16 protein-coding genes are annotated in these 11,774 nt (G+C 66.1%); 8 read left to right on the top strand and 8 right to left on the bottom strand.

Annotated features, from left to right (window positions below; genetic code table 11):
- The 3 genes from KAY22_RS18680 to KAY22_RS18670 all read left to right on the top strand — a co-directional run.
- Window positions 1-1,529: hypothetical protein (locus tag KAY22_RS18680; protein WP_296624800.1), on the top strand; the 1,529-nt coding region annotated here is incomplete at its 5' end.
- Complete coding sequence (locus tag KAY22_RS18675) at window positions 1,526-1,669, top strand: hypothetical protein (RefSeq protein WP_296624799.1); 144 nt, start codon at window positions 1,526-1,528, stop codon at window positions 1,667-1,669. The genes KAY22_RS18680 and KAY22_RS18675, both read left to right, overlap by 4 nt.
- A gap of 113 nt (window positions 1,670-1,782) precedes the next feature.
- On the top strand, window positions 1,783-2,496 hold the full coding sequence (locus tag KAY22_RS18670) for a hypothetical protein (protein ID WP_296624798.1): 714 nt from the start codon (window positions 1,783-1,785) through the stop codon (window positions 2,494-2,496).
- Between the two features lie 37 nt (window positions 2,497-2,533).
- On the opposite strand, the gene KAY22_RS18665 is transcribed toward KAY22_RS18670, so the two are convergent.
- The 6 genes from KAY22_RS18665 to KAY22_RS18640 form a co-directional block, all read right to left on the bottom strand.
- Window positions 2,534-3,058: a hypothetical protein gene (locus KAY22_RS18665; protein ID WP_296624797.1), complete on the bottom strand. Its 525-nt coding sequence runs from the start codon at window positions 3,056-3,058 to the stop codon at window positions 2,534-2,536.
- A 115-nt stretch (window positions 3,059-3,173) separates the two neighbouring features.
- Window positions 3,174-4,988 (bottom strand): hypothetical protein, encoded by a 1,815-nt coding sequence (locus KAY22_RS18660; protein ID WP_296624796.1) that lies wholly within the window; start codon window positions 4,986-4,988, stop codon window positions 3,174-3,176.
- 379 nt (window positions 4,989-5,367) lie between these two features.
- Entirely contained in the window at window positions 5,368-5,667 is a 300-nt protein-coding gene (locus KAY22_RS18655; protein WP_296624795.1) for a hypothetical protein, read from the bottom strand.
- A gap of 92 nt (window positions 5,668-5,759) precedes the next feature.
- Window positions 5,760-6,296 carry a hypothetical protein gene (locus KAY22_RS18650; protein WP_296624794.1) on the bottom strand — a complete coding sequence of 179 codons (537 nt, stop codon included), beginning with the start codon at window positions 6,294-6,296 and terminating at the stop codon, window positions 5,760-5,762.
- Between the two features lie 32 nt (window positions 6,297-6,328).
- On the bottom strand, window positions 6,329-7,783 hold the full coding sequence (locus KAY22_RS18645) for a replicative DNA helicase (protein ID WP_296624801.1): 1,455 nt from the start codon (window positions 7,781-7,783) through the stop codon (window positions 6,329-6,331).
- A gap of 11 nt (window positions 7,784-7,794) precedes the next feature.
- Complete coding sequence (locus KAY22_RS18640) at window positions 7,795-8,184, bottom strand: hypothetical protein (protein ID WP_296624793.1); 390 nt, start codon at window positions 8,182-8,184, stop codon at window positions 7,795-7,797.
- A 232-nt stretch (window positions 8,185-8,416) separates the two neighbouring features.
- Between KAY22_RS18640 and KAY22_RS27975 the strand changes: the two genes are divergently transcribed.
- The 3 genes from KAY22_RS27975 to KAY22_RS18630 all read left to right on the top strand — a co-directional run bounded on the left by KAY22_RS27975 (window position 8,417) and on the right by KAY22_RS18630 (window position 9,914).
- Window positions 8,417-8,764 carry a helix-turn-helix transcriptional regulator gene (locus KAY22_RS27975; RefSeq protein WP_366514108.1) on the top strand — a complete coding sequence of 116 codons (348 nt, stop codon included), beginning with the start codon at window positions 8,417-8,419 and terminating at the stop codon, window positions 8,762-8,764.
- 306 nt (window positions 8,765-9,070) lie between these two features.
- Window positions 9,071-9,262: a hypothetical protein gene (locus KAY22_RS18635; protein ID WP_296624792.1), complete on the top strand. Its 192-nt coding sequence runs from the start codon at window positions 9,071-9,073 to the stop codon at window positions 9,260-9,262.
- 130 nt (window positions 9,263-9,392) lie between these two features.
- Window positions 9,393-9,914, top strand: a complete 522-nt coding sequence (locus tag KAY22_RS18630; protein WP_296624791.1) for a hypothetical protein — start codon at window positions 9,393-9,395, stop codon at window positions 9,912-9,914.
- Between the two features lie 85 nt (window positions 9,915-9,999).
- On the opposite strand, the gene KAY22_RS18625 is transcribed toward KAY22_RS18630, so the two are convergent.
- Window positions 10,000-10,401, bottom strand: a complete 402-nt coding sequence (locus KAY22_RS18625) for a hypothetical protein (RefSeq protein WP_296624790.1) — start codon at window positions 10,399-10,401, stop codon at window positions 10,000-10,002.
- Between the two features lie 140 nt (window positions 10,402-10,541).
- Between KAY22_RS18625 and KAY22_RS18620 the strand changes: the two genes are divergently transcribed.
- Window positions 10,542-10,763 carry a helix-turn-helix transcriptional regulator gene (locus tag KAY22_RS18620; protein WP_296624789.1) on the top strand — a complete coding sequence of 74 codons (222 nt, stop codon included), beginning with the start codon at window positions 10,542-10,544 and terminating at the stop codon, window positions 10,761-10,763.
- Between the two features lie 234 nt (window positions 10,764-10,997).
- The gene (locus tag KAY22_RS18615) at window positions 10,998-11,435 is read left to right on the top strand and encodes a helix-turn-helix transcriptional regulator (protein WP_296624788.1); all 438 of its coding nucleotides are present in this window, start codon (window positions 10,998-11,000) and stop codon (window positions 11,433-11,435) included.
- 16 nt (window positions 11,436-11,451) lie between these two features.
- Here KAY22_RS18615 and KAY22_RS18610 read toward each other — a convergent pair whose 3' ends face one another.
- Window positions 11,452-11,652 (bottom strand): hypothetical protein, encoded by a 201-nt coding sequence (locus KAY22_RS18610; RefSeq protein WP_296624787.1) that lies wholly within the window; start codon window positions 11,650-11,652, stop codon window positions 11,452-11,454.
- Window positions 11,653-11,774: the final 122 nt, after the last annotated feature.

Here is an 11,774-nt window from a genome sequence, read left to right as displayed (position 1 = left end):
CCCGCACCGAGAGGCGGGATCACCTGCTTGACCGGATCACGTCGCTTCGCTGCGACGGACTGTACTGGGGACAGGTGGCGGCGAGCCTCAGGCAAGAGGGGCTGGCAAACATGACCGGCGAGGCGGCCTGCCAGTTGTGGACCAGGTACAGGGCCGGCTGCCCTGAAGCCGCAGTGATCGCGGTCGCGCGGAAGGCGGTGAGGAAGAAGGCGCAGGAGGAGGCTGTTCAGCGGCGCGACCTGGTGCTCGACCGGATCGGCGCGCTGCGCCGCGCAAGGCTCTCCTGGTCCCAGGTCGCAGCGACGCTCTCGCAAGAGCGAGGCGCGGTTCAAAACGGCCCGACCCTCGCCGCGATGTGGTGCAGATACAGAGGCGGAACCCAGGAGGCCGCACAGGTCGCGGCCCGAAATCGTGACCAGCTCGCTACCCATCCGGATTGGAAAGCTGGAGAAATCAAGATCGCGATGGCGTTGCAGACGCGCGGCGTGGCGACCATCGTCAAGGCGTTGATCTCGGCCGGATATCGTGAGCGCGCAAATGACGCCGTCGTCAGCCTGCTGGAGAGCCCCGATCTTCAGTTGTGGCCAAAACTTGATCCTTCGACGATCCCGATGCTGGACCTGCTTGCGGCCGGGCATTCCTATCGGGAAATCGCCGATCGTTTGGTCGACCAGGGATTCCCGCGCCTGACAGCGAACGCGATCGAAATCAGATGCCGGCGTCTAGGACAATCGCGCGCCAGCAACCCTGTGGCGAAGACACAAGCGAGCGACGAGGGCGACAAGCTGCTCCGGAGCGCTCTCGACGCTGGCCTGGGCTACGCGGAAATCACCGAAACTCTGAAGCTCGGCGGGTATCGCGGTTGGAACAAGCGCAAGGTCAAAACCGCGATGACACGGCTCGGCTACCAGATGCGGGACGGACGGCCCCGAAGCGCAAGGCAAGAGTTTGACCGGATGATGGAGCTCCGCCGGGCAAGCCTGACCTGGCGCGAAGTCGCCCAGCAGCTCCACGAGGAGGGTTTCCCGCAATACAGGCCGGTGGCGATCAACATGCGCTTCTCGCGCATGAAACGGGCGCTGGGCATTCATGAGGGAATCAAGCCCGATCCCCGCTGGAGCCTCGAGGAAGTCGTCGCCGCGTTCGACCTGGCCACAGCTGATGCGGGCCACGATGACATTGCGCGGAAGCTCGCCGGCATGGGCTTTCCGCCGCGTCCCGCCGTGGCCATCAAGTGGCTGCTGCGGGAGAGGCCCCCCCAGCCCGATCAAGGCCCTATCGACCTGGTTGCTTCCAGGTGGAGCGCCGAGGAGCTTGCCTATCTGAAGGCCCACTATGGGCGCACCATCGAGGACGTGATCGCCCGGGAGCTTGGCCGCGGAAAGAGCGTTGTGCGGCGGATCGCCTCCCATCTGGGGCTGACCGCCCGCCGGCGCGGTGCGCCTCGCCTAGAGGAGCGCGTCGACGCTGTGGCGCCGTTGCCGTCGCTTCCGGGGCAGGTCGGACGCATCCACGGGGGGCAGGCATGACGAAGACAGCCTACGTCATCGAGACGCTGCCTAGCGCGGCGGGCAAGGCGCCGGCGTTCGTGCGGCCGCTGCTCGTCGTGAAATGCAATGACGGCGGATCCGTAGTGCGAGCCCTATCGCCGGCAGAGCCGCCGCGATGAGCACCAGCCCCAGCATCAGGGTGCCCCGCGGGGTCGCGGCTCCGGCCGGGTCAGCGCGCCCATCGCGGAAATCGGCGCCTGCGCGGAAGCGCGCGAGCCTCCCCTATGCCGTCATGGCCCAGCGCCATCTTGGTCATGACGGCCTCGACGACTTCCCCACCTATCCATTCGCGACCAGGGCGCTTTGCGAGGGCGTGATCGACCTGGCCGGCATGACGGTATGGGAGCCGACCTGCAACCGGGGCAACATGGTCCGTCCGCTCAAGGAATACGCAGCCCGGGTGATCGCGACCGATATCGTGCAGTACACCGCGCTTGGCTCGACCTTCGATTTCCTGTCACTGGAGCGCGGAGCCGCGCGTCCGGCCGGCGCCGAGCGGGTCGACTGGGTGATTGCCAACCCGCCGTTCCGGCTGCTCGAGGAATTCATCAGGGTCGCCCTGGCGGTGGCCGAGCGGGGCGTGGCCGTGGTTGCCCGCACGCAGGTCCTCGAAGGCATCGGCCGCTACGAGGCCATCTACCAGCCCTACCAGGACAACTACACCTTCGCGCAGTTCGTCGAACGGGTCGCCATGGTCGAGGGCCGGCTCGATCGGCTGGCCAGCACGGCAACGGCCTATGGCTGGCTGATCCTGGACAAACTGCAGCCGCGGCCGCGCTCGCTGATCCATATCCCGCCCTGCAGGCACCAGCTCGAATACCGGACCGACTATATCAGGGGGCCCCTGCGGCCGCGGCTGCAGCGCAACGGCGTTCGCAAGCTCGCCTGGCGCGGCCGGATCAGGGCCGGGCGCAAGGGCTTCAGAGCATACCGGCGCTGGTGGTGACCTCACCTGCTTGGCGCCGGTCAATGGGAGACGGCTTTCAGAGGTAGTCGAACGCGACCAGGAAATTCGGCAACCGCCAGCACAGATCCACCGCGTCCGCACCGGCGCTCTCGATCTCCTCGACGGTCAATGACGCCACCGATCCTTTGAAGTCGACCCCTAGGAGCGCTGCGCCAGGCGGCGCGCCTTCATCCGGATCTTCGGGCGCCCAGCCGTGGGCTGCCAAGTTGCGGACCCGGGTCACGGCCAGGATACGATCGAATAGCGCATCCGCATCCCCCTGATGCAACGGGTCGATCTCGGGCACCACCGTCTTGCGCAGGAACTTGGCTTTGTCCCGAAAGCTTTCGCGCGCGAACCGCTTGAAATCAGGATCGTTGGGCCCGACGCCGGCCGACTTGCGGATCCATAGCAATATCTGCTCGAGCTGATTGTGGGCCAGCAGCAGGCGGCCGATAGCGGCTTCGAGCCTGGGACGGTCGCTCTCGTCGAATAGGAGCTCGACCACGCCGTTGCCGGCGAAAAGCTGATCGAGGTCCTGATCGTCGAACGTGCTGGACATTGCATCCCTCCTGATCCGGCGCCGAGCCTACATTGGCGCCAGTTTCCGACCAGCGTCAAAAGAGCGGCCCGCCTCGTCATCGGCGGGCCGCGGAGGGCGGAGCAGAGTCGGAAGTTCAGGGAATGGCGAAGCGCGTTATCGGGATGGTCCGGCCGTTCGGGAGCCTGATCGTCCCGGCGGTCGCCGAAGCGAACTGCACCGTGGTCGCGCCGCGTCCGCCCGCCACCGTTACGCCGGTCCCGCTGCCGCCGGTCAGGGGCGGGCCGCCGGCGAACTCGGTGAGGGCCCCTTCGAATAGCGGAATCGTGCCGCCGAAGGTTCCGACCGCGGTATAGAGGCCCTGGGCCAGGTACCAGACCGATCGACCGTCGGTCTCGTACATGTAGCCGGCGAGATAGAGCTGGCCATAGGTTGTGCCTGACTGGACGACCTGGTTCTGGGTTTCGATGAACCATCCCCGTCCGGGTTCGTCAGCGGCCCACCACCAGCCGTTCTGCGGCGCGAAGGAGGGGGCGGCGCCGATCGCCGATCCGTTGATCGCGAACCTGCTGATCTGGAATGGCGTCCTGCCGGTGACGGTCACCGTGGCTGCAGTCGAGCTGGTGAAGGAGACCGACATGGTTCCAGCCGCGCCCGCAGTTCCCGTCGGCGCCTGATAGGTTCCTCCCAGCGTGATGCCGCCGCGATAGGCGTCGATCGTGCCGGTGCATGTATTGGCCGAGGTCAGCTCGCACGAGGTCACATACCACACGGCCTGGCCGCCGGCGACATAGGTGAAGTCGCCGATGAAGCACTTCCGGGCTGACGAACATTCGATCGAGAAGCCGGTGCCGGCGGACGCGGAATTCCACCACCATCCGGTTTCGGGGAGCGCAAGCTGGCGAACCGGGGGAACGGCCGAGACCGAGGTGATCGCCGCGTCGGCCGTGGCCTGGCGCAAGGCCAGCGTCCCGGAGGACACGGTCCAGGTTCCAACCGTTGCCGCGGGCAATCCGCCGACGGGACCTGTCGTGTAGAGCCGGTCGGCGGTGGCCGGTACCGCCACGCCGGTGACCTGGCCGTCGGCGTAGTCGTTCGTCACGCTCCCGCTGGCCAGCGAGATCCGCTGAGCCGTGGTGCCGTTCGCGACATAGGCGGCGGCCCCATCGGCGGCCATGACCAGGACATTGACGCCGGCGGCAGCGATCGACTTGGACACACTGCCGTCGGCCGACACCAGCATGACGAAGGAGCCCTTGTTCCACAGGACAAAGCTGCCGGCCCCGGTATCGGCCAGGCCATGAAGCGCCCATGGACCATAGACGCGCGATCCGTCGGCAGCCTTGAGAGGCGCAGTCCTGGTGACATTGCCGCTGGCCAGATCGATGGTGGCCAGCATATAGGGGATCTTGCCCGCGAAGATGGCGCTGGTATCGCTGATATCCTGGACCAGTGCCGTCGCGGTGAGGCCCGACGGCGAGATCGCGACCGCGTAGGTCTCATAGCCCAGCGTCGCGACGTCCCCACCCGTCGTCAGGTCGACGATTCTCACGCCCTGCTGGTTCGAGCCGTTGATGGAGAAGCTCCCGGCGGCGACCAGCCGACGGCCGTCCTGCCCGACGTCCCAGCCGTAAGGCTGGCTGAGCGTGGTTGTCACCGATCCCGCCAGCGCCTTGGTCGCGGCGTTGATGCAGTAGGCTCCCGACGAGTCGGCGGTACATATCAGCGCGCCATCGGCCGTTTGCTTGACTGGCCGCGGTGCCGCCCAGCCGGTAACGTTTCCCCTGACGGCCACGCCAAGCGGGGTTGTCGCGCCGGACGCCGTGTCAAAGGTGTAAAGGGCCCCCGGCGCGCCCAGCGCCAGGGTATCGGCCTCTACGGGCCCGGCGGCCGAGGCCACGACAGCCAGGGCCGCAAGGCCCGCAGTGATGTGCCCAAGGGCAAAATTCATGACGATCCTCTCGAGTGCAGGCGGCCAATCAATGGTCGAAGGTCGGCGGTGGTCGAACATCGGCGGAAGGAACTGGGCTGGGGCCTGGCGGGTTGTCCACCACGGACAGCCCAAGCCGAGTGACGAAAACTGAAGCGTTCGTAAGCAACTGAACGCGCACAGTATCGTACGGATGTTCCGCGTCAAGCATGGGTTGTCGAGAAGCACCCTTGACACCCCAAACGAGCCCGCCTGGCTTACATTGCCAGATATCTCCTAAATCGCAATGGCGGATATCTGTTATCGGTGTGCGCTCTTCCGCGAGCGCCCGGCCTGATGCGCGATCGCCCGCCACCGGCGGCGGCGCGCAGGTCTCGTTCGGGGATGCGGATAGCCCGAATTATCGGCCGCGCGCCGATTTCGGTTTGCCGCGGCGCTGGCTGGCCGCCTGTTCGTCGATATCGGCGCGATAGGCCTCGATGCGCCGCCTCGTCTGTTCGGGCGTCTCGCGGTGCCGCCGCGCGATCTCCACGGCAAGCGCCATGCGCAGCAAGGAGATCCGGTCTTCTCCCAGATCAGAGACCAGGACATCATCCATCGACGCAAAAGTGCCTTCCCGGTCCCGGAACGGCATATTGTCGACGAATACCTTAGGTCGAGCCATTTTCCGGGATTTAACGGATATCTCTTCAGGAGGCAACGCGATATCTCCTCATCACCTTTAATAGATATCTATTAAAGGTGATTTAGCAGATATCTCTTATTGTCGCAACCGGTGGCCCGAGCGTCGTTTCACTTCTCGCCCTGAGGCATGCTGTCGAAGCCGTCCGTGTAGTGGACGACCAGCAGCCTGCAGCGACTGCCCGCGAGGGCGAGCTGGGCACCGTCCCACGTCGCCCCGTGAACCCACCCTTCGATCACCCCGACCACCAGCCCGGCGCCCGCGGCCGCGCCTGCCGGCGGCGGTTCCGGCCAATCGAGCCAGTCTTCCAGCAGCGGGCCGGAAAGCGCGCGTTCAAGCCGGCAGGACAGGCGAACGCCGGAATAGATCTGCCCAGAAATTTCGCTGAGATCCGCGGAAAGCGCGTCGATCCTGATCGAGGCCGTAAGCGGGATCAGCGGCCCTCGCACCGGCCGCTGCGCGCCCGGCCCAACCGGGCCGAGCAGCGCAAGGGTCTCCAGCAGGTCACCCAGGCTGTCGTCCGGAACATCAGCCGGGGGCAGGGCAATCACGCGCCTCGACCAGGTCGAGAGCAACCGGTCGACGAGCGCGTCCGCCTGGGCCGGATTCGCCCCGGATGCGCGGCCGGCGGCGATCGCGATCACCATCGCCGCAATCACGCCGATAGGCGTGGCGCGCCTCATCGCCCGCCGGCGTCATAGTCCGAGAACTTGGTGAACTGGGACTCGAACCGCATGACGACGTTGCCGATCGGGCCATGGCGCTGCTTGCCGATCACCAGCTCGGCCTGGCCGCTGATCCGGTCCATGTTTTCCTGCCAGATGACATGCTCCGGCGTGCCCATGGCCGGCTGCTTGCGCATTTCGTAATATTCCTCGCGGTAGACGAACATCACGACGTCGGCGTCCTGCTCGATCGAACCGGATTCCCGCAGGTCCGACAGCTGCGGCCGCTTGTCCTCCCGCTGCTCCACCTGGCGGGAGAGCTGGGAGAGGGCGAGCACGGGGACATCAAGCTCCTTTGCCAGGGCCTTCAGGCCCTGGGTCACCTCGGAAACCTCCTGCACCCGGTTTTCGTTGCCCCGGCTCGAGGATCCCCGGACGAGCTGCAGGTAGTCGACGACGATCAGCCCGATCTCGGGATGTTGGCGCTTCAGCCGGCGGGCACGCGCGCGCAGCGTCGGGATCGGGATGGCCCCGGTGTCGTCGATGAAGAAGGGAATCTGCTCGACGAGCTGTGCGGCCGGGATCAGCCGGGCCTGAAATTCGTCGTCCGTCATGTCGCCCTTGCGGAACTTCTCCGACGGGATCTCCGCCTGCATCGCCAGGATGCGGGTCGCCAGCTGATCGGCCGACATCTCCAGGCTGAAGAACGCAACGCCGGCGCCGGCGCGCCCGCCGGTCTCCTGGCAGATGCGGGCGGCGTTGAAGGCCATGGTGGTGGCCAGCGCGGTCTTGCCCATGGATGGGCGGCCGGCGAGGATCAGCAGATCCGAACTGTGGAAGCCGCCGAGCATCCGATCGACGTCGGCCATCCCGCAGGTGATGCCCGAGACGCCGCCGCTGCCCAGGGCTGCTTCCGCCCGTTCGAGGGATTGTCTGATCGATTCCTTGAAGCTGACGAAACCGCGATCCGACCGGCCGGTCTCGGCCAGGGCGAACAATTTGGCCTCGGCCTGCTCGATCTGCCTGTTCGCGGCGACCTCGAGTGCCGCGTCGTAGGCGTTGTTGACCATCTCCTCGCCGACGCGGATCAGCTCGCGGCGGACGGCCAGGTCGTGGATCAGCCGGCCATACTCGACGACATTGATGATGGTGATCGCGGCACCGGCCAGGCGGGCGAGATAGCTTGCCCCGCCCAGTTCCTGCAGCGCCTCGTCGCGGTCGAACAGCGTCTTGAGGGTGACAGGGTTGGCGATCTGCCCGCGCTCCACGACTTTCGCCGCGGCGCGATAGACTCGCTGGTGCGCGAGGTTGAAGAAATGCTCGGCCAGGAGGAAGCCCTGGACGCGCGCGAGGGCCTCGTTGTTGGTCAGGATGGCGCCGAGCAGCGCCTGCTCGGCCTCGATGTTGTGGGGCTGGCGGCGATAGAGGTGGTCGCCGGCGCCCGGCCCGATCGACAACGGCGTTTCCATTGCCGTCGGGGTCATGACCGCGCACCCTTTGCGGCCCGCCGCCGCACGACCCGCCGGCGAGGCGGGGTGCAGCAGCTGGTGCACAGATCGGGCTCCGCCCAGGCACATCGGTCGGGACAGGCGCATTGCTCGGTGCAACCGCAGCGCCGGCAGGTGCGGATCCCGAGGGCTGCCAGGTCGGGCAGCGCGCCCTCGGCGAATGGACCGGGCAGTGCCGCGGCAACGGCCCTGCCGAGGAGGATCGCGGCTTCGACCGGGGCTGCGGCGAACCCCACCGCGGGCCGACGCCCTTCCATGGCGCCATTTCCACCCAGGCCGGCCGCGATCGCGGCCGCGCCGATCACCCGCTGCTGGTCGGCGGGAAGGCCTTGCCAGGCCGTCGTTACGTCGAACCAAGCCATGTCGGTCCCAGGCCCGGCCGGAGCCCGGCCCATACGCCCAATTTCTGAAGCCATCCCGCCCTCCCGGCGCCATGCTGGCGATCCCAGCGCTGGGTTCAGGACGTTCGGCCACGCCGAATTGTCGTCGTTCCCCAAACTTTTTTTGAGAAACGAGCGCGTCCGTATACGTTTGGTATCCTTCCGGATCCCTTGAGGATATGTTTTGAGGGATCCCGCCGGATACGAGACGTATATGCCAGTTGCCCGCCGCGGACCGGCTCCCTATACCGGGCCGATGCTCCACCCTCCCCAGATTCGAGCAGCCCGTGCTCTTCTCAATTGGTCTCAGCGCGAGCTGGCGGCCGCAGCGGGGATCTCGGAGATCACGGTCAAGAAGATCGAGCTGCGCGGCGGCGGCCACTCGTCGACGCATGACGCCATAAGGCAAGCGTTCGCGAACGCCGGCGTCGAATTCATCTTCGCCGGCGCCCGCTCCCTGGATGGGGGGGCAGGGGTGCGCCTTGCTCCCTCGGCATCCGGGGCCTCCGCGGGCAGTCGCCCGGCCCTCCGCAGGAAGCCTACCACGGTCGACCGAGCATAGGCCTCCGCCTGGCAACGCTGCCCCTGGCTCACGGCCGAGTGAGCGCGGGAAGAGGGCAGGGGCGGGTCGGACAGCGGCCGCTACAGGGTGCACAGGCGCCGCCACCGCCCGGACCCGAGCCCCAATATCTCTTCCTTCCGGCACCCGATGCCCTGACGGATGCAGCGTTCTCCACAGGCTTCGTCGATTGCGGTTGGCGAACGATCGAATCCGCGCGGCTGGCACTTTGCCCGACCAATCCCGTTGACTGGATACTAAAAGTATCCATAAATATACTATTTGTATATTCCGCATTGCGAGGCGATCATGGTCGATGACGCGACATCAGAGGCGGAGCAGCCGGCTTCGACGCCCTTCGCCAGGATCACCGCGCAGATCATCGCGGAGATGAAGTCGGGCAAGATTCGGCGCTTCAGCGATATCGAGCAGGACCGCCAGTTCCGTGAGCAGCCCGGCAGCCGGGTGACGAACGTGCTGCGCGGATCACTTGACAGATAGGATCGTTTGCCTATCGTCTCACCGAGACTGCCTGGCTGATCGCACAGTATGGTTGCAAATACGCGGTCTATTTTCCATAAGATTTGTTATCCGATTATATTCCTATATGGCCTTTTGAGGAGCGAGGAAGATGACCGATGAACAGACCATGCGTGCAGCGAACGAGACGGCGGCGTCGAGCGGCCGCGTGAGCGCGGTGGCGGCGGCCGCCGTTCTCCTGTGTGGTCGCGCCGAGCTGAGCGCAGAAGCGCTCACCGGCGCCATCGCTGCATTCTCGGCGATCGTCGGCGTGCAGACGGCGGGCTCTGCGGCGCCTCGCGGCCTTCGCCCGACCATGGGACGCCACATGCGTCGCCGATCGCCCCCTGATATCTCCGGCGAGCGACCGGCGACGACTATCCTGCAGCATCGGCTGGCTGGCCCCCGGGGCCTGCAGCTGGACGACCGGGCCGCGATGGCGGTGGCGATGGCCTCGGGCAAGCCGGTGGGGCGCGACGTGCTCTGGGCGATCGAAGCCGCCGGCGACGAGCCGGTGCTCCTCACGCTCGGTTTCGCTGCCAGTCCCATTCGCTACCAGGTATCGGTCGACGGCGCGCAGCCACGCGGAATTCTGGCGCTTGAGCTGCTCGCCGGGCTCGCCGCAGCCGACTGACCGCGGGATGACCGCCCCTGCGACAGATACCGCAGCGAACACCTTCTGTCCTGCAACCATGTGCCCTCTATTCGCCGCGGGCGGATCAGCTTGGACCGGACAGGCGAACGCCCCCTGCCCTCGCCGCCGGGATGCGGAAGATCTTGACGGGTGCGCCTGGTTCGGCCGCATGGTTTGCGATGCCGCTGCCGCGGACACCGAGCAGATCGCGATTGCTCTGGCCGGACAGCTGGTGGTTCAACTCGGACCGAGGTTGGCCACGCGATTGCAGCGTGTTCCCCGGCACTTCGACTGTCCTCGGGCCCAGGACTGCGAATGGCAGATCGGCGCCGGCCAGCACAGCCTCTGCCCTCCCAGGCAGGCCCTTCTGGCTGGGCTCGATCCTCGGATCGTCGCTTACTGACCAGCGCTGACGCCGAGCGGCATCGCGCACGCCTTCTGCCTCCAGCCTGGTGCCGTTCCGATCTTCATCCGATTCGGCGGCCATCGGTTGCCGCACGACGACAAAAACGATCGGCGCGCCCGCGATGTCGCACCATGCCGGAAAGTTGCATCGGCAACCAATCGACCAATTTTGCTACGTTTACGCTGTCGACGTGGGGGCCGGTTTCACCGCACCCATGACGCATGACCGAAGTCTCCGAAGCTGCAAAAGTCGTGGGCCGAAATGTCCGGATCTGGCGCAGAAAACGACGCCTCACGCAAGAAAAACTAGGGTTTCTCGCAGGCCTGCATCGGACGTATGTCGGCCGGGTGGAGCGGGCTGAATGCTCTATGACCATCGAAACCTTATGGCGCATCGCCGCTGCGCTTGAGGTGAAACCCCATCTACTTATCGTTGACGAGTAAAGAACAGCCGCAACGTTTTAGTGGGGAGCTCGGCGCTCGAAACAGACGATTTAGCGCAAACGTTAAACAGATATCTGCGCCTCTCAGCCAAATCGTGTAATAGTGCGCCACCGCACAGCGGGTTGGGGCCACGGGGATTGCGGATAGCGCTCGCAATGGTAGTAGATTTGCAACGATGCACCTTGATCGCGTTAAGGCCCGGCCGTGAAGGCAAACCAGGGAGATAGACCGACCGTGAGCGAGGAGCCTACGAAAGCACGCAGGCTCGGAAGGCGGCCAAATCGCGACAATCCTGCCGCGCAGGCTGCCGACGACCTCGACGCGCGGATCGGCGCCGCCGTGCGCGCGCGGCGCATGTCGGCCGGCTTGAAGATGGACGACCTCGCGCTGCTCCTCGGCTGCGTCTATCAGCTCGTGCAAAAATGCGAGACGGGCGAGCGGGCCTTCACGGGCGGGCAACTCTTCCTGATAGCGCGCAAGCTCGGCGTCGACGTGGCCGATTTGTACGCTGACGCCGCCGAGGCCGCGCCGGCGGAGGTGCTGACGGAAGCGGACCGCGCCTTGGCGTCCATCATCAATGCCGTGCCCGATGCGACGGTACGCTCGAAGCTCGTCAAGCTCGCCCTGGTGCTCGGCGGCGGCAGGGCCCCGGTCGGCCGGCCCAAAAAATAGATCCGGGAGCGGTCGATCAGCTGAGCTTCCAGCCGCCGGAGACGAGGCCATGCCGGCGGAGCTCTGCCAGCAGACCGTACATTTCCTCGGCCGAGACCGGCGGCCGGCCGTTGGCCGCCCGGTCCGCATTGAGACGCCGAAGGAGGTCATCGTCGGCGACGGCGACCAGGGAGCCACCGATTTTATCGGCAATCCCCGCACCGGCTGTTTTCCGCATCGTCGCCCCCTCACCGCTTCAGGCACAATCATACCGCAAGACCGGCGGATTGCCAGAGCGAACGGCAGGAATTTGCTCCCATAGGATCGTTCACATGCCGTCCAGGTCAGGCGATTTCACCT

This window comes from Rhizorhabdus sp., from assembly GCF_018006725.1.
Classification (GTDB): Bacteria; Pseudomonadota; Alphaproteobacteria; order Sphingomonadales; family Sphingomonadaceae; genus Rhizorhabdus.
This window is presented reverse-complemented; position numbering and strand designations above follow the sequence as displayed.